The sequence below is a fragment of the Algoriphagus locisalis genome, from assembly GCF_900116615.1.
Taxonomy (GTDB): domain Bacteria; phylum Bacteroidota; class Bacteroidia; order Cytophagales; family Cyclobacteriaceae; genus Algoriphagus; species Algoriphagus locisalis.
The window spans coordinates 164,126-180,465 of sequence record NZ_FPBF01000009.1 but is presented as its reverse complement, the minus strand read 5'-3'; the positions used below and the strand labels follow the sequence as shown (position 1 = coordinate 180,465).

Here is a 16,340-nt window from a genome sequence, read left to right as displayed (position 1 = left end):
AGGGTTTGTGTTTAATTTTTAATAAAAGCTAAGGTAGTTAAAGCTTTCTTTATGTAATAAAATTTTCAATTGATAAAAACTATGACTCTTATGAATTTCAGATGAAAATTGACCTCACTTTTCCAACTCGAACTGCCTTTTCAAATTATTAATTAATCTTGAAACATGCTACCACTCAGCGGAGAAGTTACCTCAGTTCAATTTGGATAATTTCTTGAGTTTTCGCTAAAAGGTGGTATTTTGAAAATGTTAAATCATAGAACTTCTACATCGTAGTTTTATCGCCTTCAACCTTAAATTCACATCATCATGGTAACAATGCTCATTATTCTTGGAATCGTCTTGTTTATAGGAGTCATTCTAGTTGGCATTTATAATCGCTTTGTCAAGAACAAAAACATGGTAAAAGATGCCTGGAGCAATATAGATGTTGCGCTAAAACGGCGATATGATTTGATTCCCAATCTGGTCGAAACTGTGAAAGGTTATGCAAGCCATGAAAAAGAAACGCTGGAAGCGGTAATTCAAGCTAGAAATGCAGCTATGGCGGTTCCTTCTGATGACATCAACAAGCAGATTCAGGCAGAAAATCAGCTTCAAAAAACGCTGAGAAGCATCTTTGCTTTGAGCGAAGCTTATCCAGATTTGAAAGCAAATACCAACTTCCTGCAACTTCAGGATAAACTGAATGAGATCGAAGAAAATCTGGAGCGGGCTAGACGATATTACAACGGAACTGTTCGTGAGAATAATACCTATGGAGAAAGCTTCCCTGCAGTACTTGTTGCTGGAATGTTCAATTACCAGCATTTTGACTATTTCGAGGCTGAGCCAGAAAGTCGTGAAAATGTAAAAGTGAGTTTTTCCTGATTTTTCTAAACTCACCCCAATATCCGTTGAGATTTACAGCAATGTAAACCACACCATGAAAAAAATTATCTTTCTAATTCTCGCATTTTTCGCACAGCTACAGGTCTTTGCTCAAGATTTTACTGTCACCTCCTATGCTGTGGACATTACCATCCATGAGGAAGGGTACTTTGATGTGGTCGAGAAATACAACATCAATTTTGAAATTCAAAAGCGTGGAATCTTTCGAGATATTCAAACCTCTTATGATTTTCTAAATGAGAATAACGAGCAGGAAAAACGCAAAATCAAAATCAGCGATATAGAAGTTCCAGGCTATAAGTTTGAAGCACCATCTGCATTTGGGCAAAAAATGTCGGACAACCTCCGCATCAAAATCGGTGATGCAGCTATTTACCTGGAAGGTCCCCAACAGTACGAAATCAACTACAGAGTCGAGAATGCTTTCCTCCATGAAAGTGAAGCGATCCAATTTTATTGGAACATCAAGCCAAGCGATTGGGAGGCTCCATTTAATAAAATTGATTTCAAGGTTCATTTGCCAGAAGGCATTGAGCTAAGTTCAGATCAATACTTTGTCTATGCTGGGCAAATGGGAAACAATACTCCTAGTCAAGACTTCGAAACCAATTTTGCTAATGGAGTATTTTCAGGCCAAAGCAAAGATGGCCTGGTTTCCTCAGGTGGAGAAGCAGTCACAGTGTTGTTGAAATTACCCTTGGGAAGCATCAAGGAAATAAAGCCCTTTTGGCCTTTCTGGACAGAATACGGATGGATTGTAATTTTGACCTTCGTTTATTTAGGATTTCATGCCATCTGGAAAAAGCATGGCAAAGACGATCATGCTAGTACAACTACCAGTTACTACCCTCCGAAAGAGATGGATCCGGCTATGGTGGGCTATCTGATAGACGACACTGGTGATACTGCGGATTTGATTTCGCTAATTCCCTTCTGGGCATCTCAGGGATATTTGACGATAGAAGAAATTGATGAAAAAGGCTGGTTTGCTAAAGACGATACCAAACTCACCAAATTGAAAGATCTGGAAGCAAATGTGCCCTCCTACCAACGTCAGGTTTTCAATGGACTCTTCGCTTCAAAATCGGAGGTGCTTGTTAGCAGTCTTAAAGACAAATTCTACACGACCATGAGTACCGCAAGCAGTAGCCTAAAGGATGCTGCACAGATCTATTATGTGAATAAATCGCGTAGAATAAAAAACTTTACCATCGTAGGACTGATCCTTTCCATGTTCATCCTAGTACCCACTTTTCTTTATTTCTGGGGAACATTAGCCGCTATCGCCGCTGGTGTTTCTCTCCTATTCTTATTGATCATGAGCCAGTTTTTGATCAAGAAAAACAAAGAAGGGACGATGATTCTTTCCGAACTAAAGGGCTTCAAACAGTTCATCAAAGTAGCTGAGGAGAACAAATTGAAAATGCTCCTGAAAGAAGATCCTACCTATTTTGAGTCCACCATGAGCTATGCCTTAGCTTTTGGGATGTTTGACAAATGGGCGAAGAAATTTGATGCTTTGAATTTGGAACCTCCTACCTGGTATTATTCCTCCACAGGCAGAATGATGTCCATGAACCACTTTTCCAAATCCTTCAACAACTCCATTAAATCCACCCAATCCACAATGGTGAGTTCTCCTTCCAGTTCTGGAAGTGGCGGAGGTGGTTCATCTGGAGGCGGATTTGGTGGAGGCGGAGGAGGAAGCTGGTAAACAAGCATTTACCTGAAAATAAAGCCCCCCCCCCCCTTTGGAAACTTGCTGTTGGAATTGATCCGTAAAAAAAAATCATAATGAATAGAGAACAACTCCAAAAAGATTTTTTTCCTCCGGAAATTATCCTGAAAATCTACCAGGACATACCGGACTCTGAAATTGAAGCTAAAATCAAACTAGTAAATGAATACATAGAGAAAGTTCGCGGAACTTATGATGAGGACGTTCTGAAAATTCATCAGCACAATCAAATAGCTTTCTGCTACTGGATAGCTGAGCAGTATGTGGAATCGATTAAACATTTCGAAATTGTTGTAGAGAGTTTGCAACCAGAAGATTGTAGTACTAAATATTTCCTTGCACTTAATTTATTGATCAGAGGAACTAGACTTCTATCAAAATATAATGAAGCTGAAAAATGGGCAGAATCAGCACTCGCAAACCACCATCTTTCAGATGCAATATCTAACCTTCATATTCTAAATGACTATTGTGATGTCATCACCGAAACTGAGTCTTTTTTGGATGAAAAACACAATCTCTTAATCCAGTCAATAATTGATGAATATGGCTTCCCTGAAAAATTGGAAGACCCAATAGACACCATTCAATCAATGTCCATGAGACACAAGTATTGGAGCAATACTTATAGTAAGATAGTATTGAATTTTAGAGAATCAGACCCAGAAGAATACATACAAGAAATTGAGAAATACATTGAATCCTGTGATATTGAATGGTTTAGAAACCATGCATTGAAAAGTATTGAAATCATCAAAGAAAGGTCACTCAAGTGACTGACTCGATGTTAATCTCAACCCCTCTCCAACTCCCGAAAAACCTCAAAAGAAATGAAAAACTCTGTATTTATAGCCACAAGCTTGGACGGTTTTATTGCCGGAAAAAATGATGAACTCGACTGGCTTTCCACTTTTCCTGAAATCGATCACATCGATACTGGATTCAATGCCTTTACTGCTAGTATTGATGCGCTACTTATGGGAAGAAACACCTTTGAAGTTGTAGCTGGTTTCGAGGGCGAATGGTTTTACAAAAAGCCTGTGTTTGTCTGGAGCAATTCCTTGACAGAGGTTCCTGAGAAACTAAAAGACAAAGCATTTCTAGTCAAAGGAAGCATCAAAGAAGCACTTTCAGAAGTTCATGGCAAGGGCTATCAAAAGCTATACATCGATGGAGGAAAAACCATTCAGAGTTTCCTGAAAGAAGATCTAATCGACGAAATGATCATTACAACCATTCCTGTTTTACTGGGCTCAGGCATTCCTTTGTTCGCTGATCTACCCAAGCGGTTGGTCTTTGAATGCATCAATTCAACACGTTTTTTAGACAAAGTCGTACAAAACCATTTCGTCAGGGTCAAGTAGAACAAAATAGATTGTAAGGATTAAAAACCTTGCGCCTTCGCGCCGTGGCGAGAGACGAATCTCTTTAGATCACCTCGCTGTCCAGCCCCCATCTACAGTAAGGATGCAACCAACCATGTATAACCTAAACACATAAAATCAAACAAGTTGACACCTATTCGGCTGATTCACAACCTGATTTTTCAGAGGGATGATCACTTCCTTCCCATTCTTTAGCTTAGTCTTTTTCATTCTCACTATATTCATAGCAATCAACAATTATCCCTTATGTTAAAAAACTCGTTGCTCCTAGCTATCCTGCTCTTGTTTTCATTTTATGTGCTCAAAAAAGAGGTACTGGAAGTAGAAGCTTCCACTTCGGTCACGCTCATCCAATCCGGGCTTTCTTGGAATGGAGATTCTTTACCGCATTATCCAACAGCAAAGCCAGAGATTTCCATTTTGAAAATCACCATCCCTGCTCATTCCGAACTACCACTGCATTTTCATCCAGTGATCAATGCAGGTGTGCTGCTGAAAGGAGAGCTTTTTGTGACCGATGAAGATGGAAATGAGCTCACAATGAAAGCCGGAGATCCCATCGTAGAAGTGGTGAATAAAAAACATTTGGGGAGAAATATGGGAGATGAAGATGCTGAGATTATTGTCTTCTATGCTGGCGCAAAAGGGATGAAGATCACCGAAAAAGTACAATAGTCATTTCCAAAGCTTAACTTTGCCGAAAATACGCAAACATGAACTTTTCAGAATTAGGACTTTCCAAACAAATCCTTGAAGCTATTGCAAAGGCAAAATATGATAGCCCGTATCCAATCCAGGTTCAGGCAATTCCTGCTATTCTTCAGCAAAAAGACGTGTTTGGAATTGCTCCGACAGGTTCTGGAAAAACAGCTTCTTATATCCTCCCAATCCTCCAAAGACTACAGCAAAAAGCTGAGAATAAAGGAAGAATGATTCCTATTTTAGTACTGGTGCCTACCCGTGAATTAGCAAGTCAAGTCGCCGAGGTAACAGAGAATTTTGCCCGATTTCTGAGTAGAAAAGTTAAGGCCTTGGCTGTATTCGGTGGAGTCTCCATCAATCCACAGATGATGAAAATCTATGGGACTGATATTCTAGTCGCAACTCCTGGTCGCTTGTTAGATTTACTTTCAAAAAACTCCCTCAACCTCAATCAGGTGGAAGTTCTGGTAGTGGATGAAGCGGATAAAGTCTTGAACATGGGATTCAAGGAGGAAGTAGATCAGATTCTGGAAAGACTTCCCAAGAAGCGCCAGAACATACTTTTCTCGGCCACAAGCGAAGAATCGGTAGATGAATTGACCAAAGAACTACTTCACGAGCCAGTAAGTATTTCGGCGGAACCGGACACCGTTTCTCCAGACCTTATCGAGCAATATGCCTACCGTGTCCCTATGGAGCAAAAAGGTCCATTCCTTCGCTATTTGATCAATTCAGGTGACTGGTCTCAGATTTTGGTCTTTGCTTCTTCTATCCGTGCGGCGAATAATATCGTCACCAAACTCAATAAAAACGGTGTAGATGCGCTGGCATTTCACGGGGACAAAAGCCAAGGTGCCAGAACTGAAGCGCTGCATCGCTTCAAAACTGGGAAAACCAGAGTACTCGTGGCGACAGATTTGGCTGCAAGGGGAATTGATATCAAGTTTTTGCCGCTAGTGATCAATTACGAATTACCAAGATCTCCAAAAGATTATGTGCACAGAATCGGCAGAACCGGACGTGCAGGAGCAACTGGGGAAGCAATATCTCTGATTGCTGAAGAAGAGCTGCATCACTTCAAAATCATCCAAAAGAAGATGAAAAAACATGTGCAGCTGAGGAGTATTGATGAGATAGATTTTTAAAGTATGATTTCCCGCAGATCTTCGCTGATAACTATCGCGGATTTTCGCTGATCTTGTCTTGATTTGAATTTAAGTTTCTTCCAAGATTCATTATGTATTCAATTTCCTTTCTTTACTGATAGTGAACACGTAGTCTTTGATTCCCGTTGATTTTTACTGAAAAGTTTGAAGCAATGATCTTCCCGCGGATAAGCGCTGATAACTATCGCAGATTTCCGCTAATCTTGTCTTGGTTTTCATCTAGAATAATTCAAAAAATCAGCATCATTCTGCGACCTTTACTGCGGACATCTACGGGAATTGTAAAGTAAATGCGCAAAATCTATTCTTTGGTATTATTCGCCAATTCCAAAACCATCCTCTTTTGTCTTTTTACTTTTCTAAAAGAAAAACAAGCGATTACTAATTCCTCAACACATTCTAAGCAACGCTAATTAATTCGTAAAAAAATAAGCTAATATTTACGAACTCATTAACACTCACTCCTGTTTAGCTCAGATAATCCGAAGTTTAAGATTAAATTATTTTTAGGGTGGAAAAGAAATACAGCAAAACAGAATACTTTAAGATTGTCCTGGTACTAGGTGCTTTGTGTACAATCAGCCCATTCTCCATCGACATGTACCTTCCAGGTTTTCCTGAGATGGCAAAGGATCTGAATACACCTATTTCCAATATTCAGCTTTCCCTCACCGCATATCTGGTCGGGATCGCTATTGGCCAGCTGTTTTACGGACCCTTATTGGATAAATATGGGCGAAAAAAACCATTGTACGCAGGTCTTGCTATTTACATCCTTGCATCCATTGGCTGTGCGATGTCCCAGTCTGTAGAGAATCTGATCTTCATGCGTTTCCTTCAGGCAATTGGAGGCTGTGCGGGAATGGTATCTGCACAAGCAATTGTGCGTGATATTTTTCCGGTTAAGAAAATTGCACAAGCCATGTCATTATTGGTATTGGTAATCGCCGTTTCCCCTATGATTGCTCCGACTTTAGGTGGCTTTGTTACTGCGTCGTATGATTGGCATTGGGTATTTATCATCCTAGCCACACTTACTGCTATCATTTGGATCGCAACGGTAGTGGTACTTCCAGCGGGTGCGCTTCCTGATAAGGAGGTTTCGCTGAAGCCAAAACAGGTTTGGAAAGCTTATACAAAAGTGCTTCAAAACCGACAATTCTTGGTTTACATGCTTGCAGGTGGAATAGCTGGAGCTGCGCCTTTTGCATACATCGCCAGTTCAGCAGATGTATTCATGAATGTATATGGTTTTAGCGAACATCAGTTCGGATGGCTTTTCGCAATTCTAGCTTTTGCAATGATTGGATCCACACAGCTGAATCATATTTTGCTACGCAAATTCACCAGTCAGCAGATCATTAATTTCTCCCTACACTATCAAGTTACAGTTGGATTAATCTTAGTAGCAGGGGTTTATTTCAATTGGTTCAATGTCATTACGTTGATTGCACTCATGTTTGTGTTTCTAACTGCACATGGCTTAAATGGCCCAAATACTACAGCACTTGCTATGGCTCCATTTTCCAAAAATGCTGGATCTGCATCTGCTATGCTAGGCAGTATGAGAATGGCAATTGGGGGAATAGTCACAGCTATTGTGAGTTTATTCCACGCGAGTTCAGCGTTTCCAATGATAACCGGAATGGCAATCTGCGCTTTTGGTGGTTTCGTGGTATTGAAAATGGATCAGTCTATTCCCGGAACCATTAGCCGCGAGCGAAACAAGGAAGTTTTTGCCTCTTAAATTCTAAGTAAACAAAAGCCTGATTTCTCGATGAATTCAGGCTTTTTGATTCTACTTGGTAATTGCTTCAATCAAATCTGGATGCAATTGGCTTCCATCGTTTCGATCAAATAGCGCAAAACCATAGTCCCCCGCATAGCCATTGTCCCAATAGAATGGCACCAAGCCATGGCTTACCATGCTTTTGGTCACATAGCTTAGGTAATCAACTAAATATCTGTGGTTCTCCTCTGCTTTTTTCATGATAGCTCCATATTCTCCTAGTAAGACAGGAATTCCTTTATCAATAAACTTAGTCTTCATTTTTTGGAACTGGGCATCCACATGAGATTCCCCTCCCCAATTGGCGGTTTTGGAAGGATCAGTCGCATTGGCTCCCCATTGGGTTATGATTTCATCCTCCCGCAAGGCAAACTCATAAGGATCGTAAAAATGCGCTTCTACCATCAGACGATCATCGGTTTCGTCCGTTGGCATTTCGAAGAAATTCACCCCATGATCTATGTTGGTATTGAAGGTCTGCACGACTAGATTTCTGTACGTATTTCTACCTCCTGTCGAGCGCACAGCATCTACAAAGGTCTGGTTAAAGGAATTTTGCACCTGGTAATATTCAGGTTTCGGTGTACCATAATCTCCGTCCACCATGACTTCATTGGTACCGGCAAAAAGTAAATGATCGTCGTAATCCCGGAAATTCAACGCGATCTGAACCCACATTTTCTCGAGTCTGTCATTCACATAATCCTGCTGCGCAAAAGTCGGCTGCATCCAGCCTTCATCCCAGTGAATATTCATCAAGGCATACATCTCATTGTCGATCACATAATCGACCACCTCTTGCACCCTAGCCATCCATGCAGCGTCAATTTCATAGGTTTCAGGATTACTGAATTTGCTCCAAGCCACTGGAATACGAACCGAATTAAACCCAGCAGCTTTGACCTCATCAATAAAAGCCTTGGTTGTTTTTGGGTTACCCCAGGCAGTTTCTCCTCCTATTGCTTCCAGAGAATTCCCCAGATTCCAACCGATCCCCATTTCTGCCGCCAAGTCCAAGCTAGAGATCTCCCTCATATCCGTATTGTCGGCGGGGATGTGGTAATCTGGGAATTGTTCTTCGCTAGCCTCTTGTCTAATTCTAATCGGCTGAATGACGGTGCCTGATCTTAAATTTAAAACGGTAGTTCTTACTGCCCCCGTCGTATTATCTACCGCAAGTATGGAGATCTGCGCATTTCCAGTTCCTTGGCTAGGATTCACACTAATCCAAGATGCTTCATTTTGTACCTCCCAAGATTGATTACTCGTCACGGAAACTTGCAAGGTTTCTGCAGCAGATCCAAATTCGAGCTCATTGGAAGAAATTAGGAGAGTGAACGGTTCTTCTTTTTCTCCACAGGAGAAAAGAGTCAAAGAAATAAGTAGCACGAATGCTGACAATCTAAAAAGGTTATTCATAGGGTCTAGTTTAATATTTTCAAAAGTATTGATTCCTACTTTGATGGAAGGGCATAATTTGTTAGGTAAAAGGGGGTCATTTGTTATCAAAAAATAGGTTAGGTTAAAGAAAACCCTATTTCCACCAATTCTAAGCGCAAAAGAATATTGCCTACTTTTACGTGTCATGAACAAGTCAATACCATGAGCAACTCAAATCTTGCAGTAAGAACAGTCGTTTTCAGCATGCTGGGTAACGTTGCATTAGCGGCAATTAAATTTCTGGCAGGGATCTTCGGCAATTCCTACGCGCTAATAGCGGATGGCATAGAGTCGGTTGTTGACGTGTTTGCTTCTGTGCTTGTGCTATTTGGCTTGAAATATTCCTCCAGACCTGCAGACGAAAACCATCCTTATGGTCATGGTAAAGCTGAGCCATTGATCACTTTTCTGGTAGTCGTATTTCTAATTATTTCAGCCTGCACGATCGCCTATCAGGCTTTCCAGCATATTTTGATTCCCCATGAATCCCCAAAACCTTTCACCCTGATTGTATTGGCAGGAATTATCATTTGGAAGGAGGTATCATTTCAGGTGGTCATGAGCAGGAGTAAAAAACTTAAAAGCAGTTCCTTAAAAGCAGAAGCCTGGCATCATAGAAGCGATGCGATCACTTCTGTAGCAGCGTTCATCGGTATCACGATTGCGATCTTCGGAGGAGAAGGATTCGAAGAAGCGGATGATTATGCAGCACTCATTGCGGTGGGTTTTATACTTTTCAACTGCTATAAAATCTTCCGTCCAGCGCTTGGAGAGGTAATGGATGAGAATAACTACGATGAATTGACAGAGCATATCCGTGCAATTTCCTTAACTGTACCAGGAGTAAAAGGCACAGAAAAATGTTTTATCCGCAAAGCTGGAATGGAGTACCATGTAGATTTACACGCCTTAGTTTCTGGCGAATTAACTGTGACAGAAGGCCATGACATTTCGCATAAACTGAAGGATAAACTCTGTAAAGTCATCCCAGAATTGGGTAATGTGCTCATCCATATCGAGCCTTATTCCTAGCAAATAATTCAGCCGAACTGAATAACAGCCCACCTTTGAAAAAGATGATTTCAAACTCATCGGAAATCAATCCTTTACCGCACCTCTACGCGCTGGCCTTATCATACTAACATTTCTGTAGGTTACCACCAACTTATTGATGTGTTGAAAGCCAATCTACCACCATTTTTTGTACATTAACACTGTACTGCAATCCTTTAGTTATGCGGTTGCAAATAGTCCGATTTTCAATAACACAAAACCCTATGAAAACCATTTTAACCTTCGCCCTTTTTCTTTGTGTAACTTTTGCCTTTGCGCAAGCTGAAAAAGAGGTAGCCTCTCAGGTAGAAAAACTCCGACTGGCACTCATTGATCCCACTGTATCCAACCTCAATGAACTGAGCTCTATACACCTCAGCTACGGACATTCCAGCGGAAAACTGGAAAACCAGGCACAGTTTATTGAAGCTCTTGTGAGTGGTGCATCAGATTTCGCAACGGTTTCTTTTGAAGACCAAACCATTCAGGTAGAAAAAGATGTAGCGATAGTTCGCCACAATTTAGTCGCAGATGTGCTTGACGGTGGTAAATCAAATTCAATAAAAATCGGAGTTATCCTAGTCTGGCAAAAGGAGAAGAGCCAGTGGAAACTGATCGCCAGACAGGCATATAAACTGAGCTAAGACTTTACTTACTAACCGACTTTCTTTTGAAAAAAATACTTTTAGTAGAAGATGACACCCGAGTATGTAGTTTTATCAATAAAGGCCTGACTGAAAACGGCTTTGAAGTCACTATTGCGATGGATGGCACCCTTGGTCTTCAGCTTGCACTGAACAGTCAATTTGACTTGATAATTCTGGATATCATGCTCCCGAGCATAAATGGATTAGAAGTATGTAAGCAGATTCGGCTTCAAAAGTCAGATGTTCCTATTTTATTTCTCACTGCCATGGGAAGCACTGAAAATGTAGTCATCGGCCTGGATTCCGGGGCGGATGACTACCTGATCAAGCCCTTTAAATTTATAGAACTACTGGCTCGGATCAAAACCCTAATGCGCAGAGGAGGAAAATCAGAAGAGCCAGAGACAGCCTCCAGTGATATCTATAGATTTGCAGATTTGGTATTGAATGATACTGAAAAGACCGTTCATCGCAATGAGCATGAAATCTCACTGACCTCCACTGAGTTTAGGCTCTTGTTGATGTTTATGAAAAATCCCCGGAAGGTACTTTCACGAGTGGATATGCTACATGAAGTTTGGGGGGTTAATTTTGATATGGGCACCAATGTAGTGGATGTTTACGTCAATTACCTACGGAAAAAAATGGACAAATACGGTGATCAAAAGCTGATTCAAACGGTGATAGGGATGGGCTATGTGTTGAAAGAATATTGAGAAATATGATTACCAGCAATGATGCCAGTTACCTTAGATCCTTCGCTAATCTGGTCGGAAGACAGATGACCGAAGCGGCCTCAATTCTAAAGTTTAACATGTTCTATTTTGCTTTAGCTTCCTCACTGGAAGAAAAGCAGATTTACATATTGAGAAATACATCAATACATCCTTAGACAGATTCATGAATTAATTTTTGCATACGAAAATGAAAGAAGAACAGTAATCATTACAAAGATCTGCGGCGATCTGCGACCTTTTCTGCGAACATCTGCGGGATAGACACTTAAACTTTCAGAAAAAATCCAACCAATGAAACTTCAAAACAAGATAATTTATATCCTGCTTACTGCCTTCATTGGTTATACTCTGCTTTTCAGCGGGTTTATCTATTATTCCATTTCCATATTTGCCTTCACCGACTTCTATAAAAGACTGGAAATTAGAGCTATAGCTACAGCAAAGATCGAACTGGAAAAACAAAAAGACAGTAATGTAGTACAGCAATTGCGACAAGACTATCTGGAGCCGCTTACCAATGAGCAACACCTTATTCTCGAAGACATCAACGAGGAAACAGTAGTAAACGACCCAAGACTTGATAAGTACAACAAGTCATTTCTAAATGAGGTTGTGACTGAAGGGATCGGCACTTATAGCCAGCAAAATGTTTTTATCTACGGTACAATCTATACCACTCCAGATCAAAAGAATCACCTGGTGATTTTATCTGCTGAGAATTATTTCATCGCTAATCACCTCGCCTATCTCAGAAATCTTATTTTCACATCACTAGCCATCGCATTCTTGCTTATCGTGGTATTTTCTATCATGTTCTCCAGGAAAATCATCGAACCTATTCAAAACATAATCAAGAAAACGAAAAAAATTGGCTCTGAAAATCTTCATATGAGACTGGAAGTTCCCGAAAACAACGACTCAGTCCGGGAGCTAGCTCAGACCTTCAATGACATGCTGAACAGGCTGGAGACATCCTTCGAAACCCAGAAAAACTTTATCAGCAATGCTTCTCATGAGCTGAATACCCCCCTAACCTCTATAATCGGAGAAGCAGACGTCTCACTGTCAAAGCTCAGAAAACCCGAAGACTACATAGAATCACTTAATGCTATCCTAGACGAAGCAGAAAAGCTTCAGAAAAAAACGCAGGCGCTTTTGTTGCTGGCCCAAACGGGCTTCGATGGCAAAAGGCAAAAATTTGGAAAGGTACGGATGGATCAGCTAATCCTGGATGTCAAAGAAACTGTGGAGAAAATCCAGACTAAAAACAAAATCTCACTGGATTTCAGTCTGTTGCCCGAAAACCCTCTCTTGCTAAAAGTCTTGGGAAATGAGCAGCTTCTCCATCTAGCAGTATCCAATATAGTCCTGAATGCCTGCAAATACTCTGATGGTCAGACAGTAAACATCGCTTTGGCGGTCATGGACGGCTCCATTATTATTATCGTCAAGGACAATGGAATAGGGATTCCTTCTGATGAAATAGACTACATCTATGATCCCTATTTCAGAGCTTCAAACACCAAAAATCATGAGGGACATGGAATCGGCCTGCCTTTGGCACGAAATATTATCCGTATCCACGATGGGGAATTGAGGGTGAGTTCTACGCTGAACAAAGGCACCACTGTGGAGATCCATTTACCTAAAGGAGACTTTGTTCTCTAATCTAATTCTAATTTCAGGGCTATAAACTCTAATTAGATCTTAATCTCATCCTTAGTCCATTCTAATACTCCGAAGATAAATTGGCCTCTGTTGAATTCAAAATACAGCAGCTATGGCCAAGACTATCTTAATACCGACCGACTTTACAGTAGAATCCCTGAATCTTGCAAAGACGGCCTTAGAAAATAACTCGAATACAACCGAAAAGCTAAGAATAATCCTAGTGTATGGTCAGTGGACTTCCTCTTCCATCACTGAATTACTTTTTTATTCCAAAGGGCAAATACTTGAAGTTTTGGAAAATGAAGAATTCAAATGCAGCTGCAAAATGCTTCTGGCGAAATACGAAAGCATTATAGATCAAATGTCGATTGACATTTTCAGTGGGACAAACCAAAATGCATTTGAAAATTACTTAGAAGGCAACAAAGTCACTGAAGCCTATATCCCAAGAAACTATAAACTTAAATTGAAAAACAGGAATAGTTTCAACCTAATTCCCTTTTTCACCAAAAGTAAAACACAACTCTTCGAAGTTAATTGGAATACTGTTTCACTAGAAAATTCAGAAAATCAAAAAAACGAAATCTCATCCTTGTTTTTCACCCATGGACAAATCGCCCATTAATCTATAAAACCGTGAAATCTACCTACCTCTACCTGACGATATTTACCCTAGTGGTGGTAGTATATTTTACACTGCTATCATTTCAGAAAACTCCCAGTGACAGCATTCTGGGAGAATGGAAGGAAGTTTCATGGGAATATGAAAAACTGGATTCCACACGTAAAGCGGACAGCAGCTTTGACTATATGATTACAGACCATATCAAAGATCAAATCAGCCAAAACCTCATCATACATAAGGCTGAAACCTGGAAATTCACAGAGGATGAAACAGTGGAAATGCAAGGATCTGACAGCAAAAAATGCTTTCACTGGACGCTTAAAGGCCGAGGAAACATTCTTCAAATCGATGGATCTGACCTAATGGAGCATTATGAAATCCAGGAACTCAGTGCAGATCGTATGATATTACACTTCAATTTTGACATGCAGGTGAGAGGTATAGTCAAAATGACTTTCGAAAAAATCAATACCTAGGAAAATGATTAGTAGATACAGAGATCGGACAGTCAAAGAAAATATTCAACTCGGTGCTCTGACTGCATTTTCTGCAGGCATGGTAAACGTGATCTCTGTGATTATTTTCTTCGCTTTCACCTCCAATGTAACAGGTCATTACGCTATTCTAGCCCAGGAAATTTCTCATGGCAATTGGTATCAGGCTCTGGTAGTTTTTGGCTGGATTGGTTTGTTCTTCTTAGGGAATTTCACTTCAAACCTGATCGTAATTAATTTCAAAAAGGAAAAGGCATACTTAGCTCATTCTATCCCTATCGTATTGGAGATCATTTGCTTGTTAGTGGTAGGCACTTATATTCAATTTTACTACAAGGAGACCTTACTGGAAACTGAACTGATGGTGAGCGCGATGCTTTTTGCCATGGGCATACAAAACGGGCTTACCGCGACTATATCAAATTCAGCAGTCAAAACCACCCACCTAACAGGGTTAACGACTGACTTGGGCATACTTGCGTCGCTTTTTACTAAAAAAGAAAATAGAGAAAATCCACACTTGAGAAATAAGTGGAAGCTACTGTTGACAATCATGACTTCCTACTTAGCCGGGGGCATTTCGGCAGGATATATTTATCTCACCATAGCCTATAATGTATTTTATATCGTATGTATCTTTTTAGTGATTGTGATAGGGTATGATTTCTATAGGTTAAAAATGAATAGTTTGCTTCAGAGAAAACAACCCTACTACAGAAAAATCATTAAAAGGCAAGCACCTCAACTTTCTAATCCATAACAAAATAGACTAAAAGGAGTTGTGAAGTCACCCAAATTAAACAGCTTATCATAAAGGTTTTGAAAACTAGAAAAAGACAGTCCGATTAGTGGGACTGTCTCTTTTTTTAGCTAAGAATTATCAATTGTTTCATCTGGAATAGGCTTTTTATGCCAATAGGAAGCGAGTATAGAACCACTCACATTCATAAACGGACCAAATACAGCGGGTGCAAGACCAACTGTTGCGATTTTTCCCATTTCCTTTGCTATACCAGAGGCAAGACCTCCATTTTGCATCCCCACTTCTATCGCGATAGTTCTACAATCTTTTTCGCTGAGCCTAAATAACCTACTCGCCCAGTAACCTAGTAAATAGCCAAATAGATTATGAGCAATTACCAACACAATTAATAGTGGCCCGATATCCAGAAGGCTATCCCTACCAGCCGCTACTATCACTATCAAAATCAAGGCGATGGCAGCCATTGAAATTATAGGCATGAGATCATCCAGCCACTTGGCTTTGCCACGAAGGAAATAATTGAAGAGTAGTCCTGCTCCAATCGGGATAATGACCATTTTGACAATGCTAAACATCATGTCAAGCACATCAATCGCAACAAATTCACCAGCAAGCCATCCCATCAAAAATGGGGTGACGAAAGGAGCTAGTAAGGTGGTGACTGAAGTGACGGTGATTGACAGCGCCAAATTGGCTCTGGCTAGAAACGCCATCACATTGGAAGCCATACCACTTGGAGAGCATCCGATCAGTATAATTCCAGCGGCAATTTCAGGCGGAAACCCACTCAAATTTGCTAGTGTAAACCCGATGAATGGCATAATTGAAAATTGACAAAGAACACCAATCAGCACTCCTTTGGGCATTTTGATTACACCGAGAAAATCCTTGATACTCATAGATGTGCCCATGCCAAACATGATAATTTGAATCAAGGGAACAATCAGTACACTAAATTTGAAGCCATTGTATTCTTGGAAATACTGCGGGAAATATAGTGCCAAAGCTACTGAACCAAAAATCATCATAGAGTATGCATATCCCTTGAGCTTAGGAATCCCTAAAAAGGCAATCGCACAGATAAAGAAAAAACCGATCCACAAGAATCCTCCTTTTGAAATATCAACGAAGAGACTGACAGCAAGCGCAGCAATGAATAAAACGCCGCTGAGAATAGAAAGAGCTTTGGTGATTTTTGGATTCAAAATATATTGTTTTTGGTGAAAGCTTTTTTAAAAT

The 16,340-nt window shown here is 40.4% G+C and carries 16 protein-coding genes; 14 read left to right on the top strand and 2 right to left on the bottom strand.

The genetic code is table 11. The annotated features are described in order from the left end of the window. Positions 1–309: 309 nt before the first annotated feature. The 7 genes from BM386_RS21345 to BM386_RS21315 all read left to right on the top strand — a co-directional run bounded on the left by BM386_RS21345 (position 310) and on the right by BM386_RS21315 (position 7,629). On the top strand, positions 310–870 hold the full coding sequence (locus tag BM386_RS21345) for a LemA family protein (protein ID WP_091697904.1): 561 nt from the start codon (positions 310–312) through the stop codon (positions 868–870). A gap of 55 nt (positions 871–925) precedes the next feature. Then, the gene (locus BM386_RS21340) at positions 926–2,605 is read left to right on the top strand and encodes a DUF2207 domain-containing protein (protein WP_091697903.1); all 1,680 of its coding nucleotides are present in this window, start codon (positions 926–928) and stop codon (positions 2,603–2,605) included. 80 nt (positions 2,606–2,685) lie between these two features. After that, positions 2,686–3,405, top strand: a complete 720-nt coding sequence (locus tag BM386_RS21335) for a hypothetical protein (RefSeq protein WP_091697901.1) — start codon at positions 2,686–2,688, stop codon at positions 3,403–3,405. Positions 3,406–3,459: 54 nt separating this feature from the next. Beyond that, positions 3,460–3,993 (top strand): dihydrofolate reductase family protein, encoded by a 534-nt coding sequence (locus tag BM386_RS21330; RefSeq protein WP_091697900.1) that lies wholly within the window; start codon positions 3,460–3,462, stop codon positions 3,991–3,993. A gap of 267 nt (positions 3,994–4,260) precedes the next feature. After that, positions 4,261–4,689, top strand: a complete 429-nt coding sequence (locus BM386_RS21325; protein WP_091697898.1) for a cupin domain-containing protein — start codon at positions 4,261–4,263, stop codon at positions 4,687–4,689. A gap of 38 nt (positions 4,690–4,727) precedes the next feature. After that, a complete protein-coding gene (locus tag BM386_RS21320) occupies positions 4,728–5,861 on the top strand; it encodes a DEAD/DEAH box helicase (protein ID WP_091697897.1) in 1,134 nt (377 codons plus the stop codon). Positions 5,862–6,393: 532 nt separating this feature from the next. Next, positions 6,394–7,629 carry a multidrug effflux MFS transporter gene (locus BM386_RS21315; protein WP_342029154.1) on the top strand — a complete coding sequence of 412 codons (1,236 nt, stop codon included), beginning with the start codon at positions 6,394–6,396 and terminating at the stop codon, positions 7,627–7,629. A 51-nt stretch (positions 7,630–7,680) separates the two neighbouring features. Here the strand turns inward: BM386_RS21315 and BM386_RS21310 are convergent, their stop codons facing one another. Next, positions 7,681–9,090 carry a cellulase family glycosylhydrolase gene (locus BM386_RS21310; RefSeq protein ID WP_091697972.1) on the bottom strand — a complete coding sequence of 470 codons (1,410 nt, stop codon included), beginning with the start codon at positions 9,088–9,090 and terminating at the stop codon, positions 7,681–7,683. Positions 9,091–9,273: 183 nt separating this feature from the next. Here BM386_RS21310 and BM386_RS21305 point away from each other — a divergent pair, with 183 nt between their 5' ends. From BM386_RS21305 to BM386_RS21275, 7 genes are all read left to right on the top strand, one after another. Further along, the gene (locus BM386_RS21305) at positions 9,274–10,143 is read left to right on the top strand and encodes a cation diffusion facilitator family transporter (RefSeq protein WP_091697893.1); all 870 of its coding nucleotides are present in this window, start codon (positions 9,274–9,276) and stop codon (positions 10,141–10,143) included. A 245-nt stretch (positions 10,144–10,388) separates the two neighbouring features. Further along, positions 10,389–10,808 (top strand): nuclear transport factor 2 family protein, encoded by a 420-nt coding sequence (locus tag BM386_RS21300; protein WP_091697892.1) that lies wholly within the window; start codon positions 10,389–10,391, stop codon positions 10,806–10,808. A 26-nt stretch (positions 10,809–10,834) separates the two neighbouring features. After that, complete coding sequence (locus BM386_RS21295; protein WP_091697890.1) at positions 10,835–11,527, top strand: response regulator transcription factor; 693 nt, start codon at positions 10,835–10,837, stop codon at positions 11,525–11,527. 312 nt (positions 11,528–11,839) lie between these two features. Further along, entirely contained in the window at positions 11,840–13,216 is a 1,377-nt protein-coding gene (locus tag BM386_RS21290) for a sensor histidine kinase (RefSeq protein WP_091697888.1), read from the top strand. A 112-nt stretch (positions 13,217–13,328) separates the two neighbouring features. Then, complete coding sequence (locus BM386_RS21285; protein WP_091697886.1) at positions 13,329–13,844, top strand: hypothetical protein; 516 nt, start codon at positions 13,329–13,331, stop codon at positions 13,842–13,844. Between the two features lie 11 nt (positions 13,845–13,855). Next, positions 13,856–14,320, top strand: a complete 465-nt coding sequence (locus BM386_RS21280; RefSeq protein ID WP_091697885.1) for a hypothetical protein — start codon at positions 13,856–13,858, stop codon at positions 14,318–14,320. Positions 14,321–14,324: 4 nt separating this feature from the next. Further along, the gene (locus BM386_RS21275; protein WP_091697883.1) at positions 14,325–15,098 is read left to right on the top strand and encodes a YoaK family protein; all 774 of its coding nucleotides are present in this window, start codon (positions 14,325–14,327) and stop codon (positions 15,096–15,098) included. A 110-nt stretch (positions 15,099–15,208) separates the two neighbouring features. On the opposite strand, the gene BM386_RS21270 is transcribed toward BM386_RS21275, so the two are convergent. Beyond that, the gene (locus BM386_RS21270) at positions 15,209–16,306 is read right to left on the bottom strand and encodes a bile acid:sodium symporter family protein (protein WP_091697881.1); all 1,098 of its coding nucleotides are present in this window, start codon (positions 16,304–16,306) and stop codon (positions 15,209–15,211) included. Positions 16,307–16,340 lie beyond the last annotated feature (34 nt).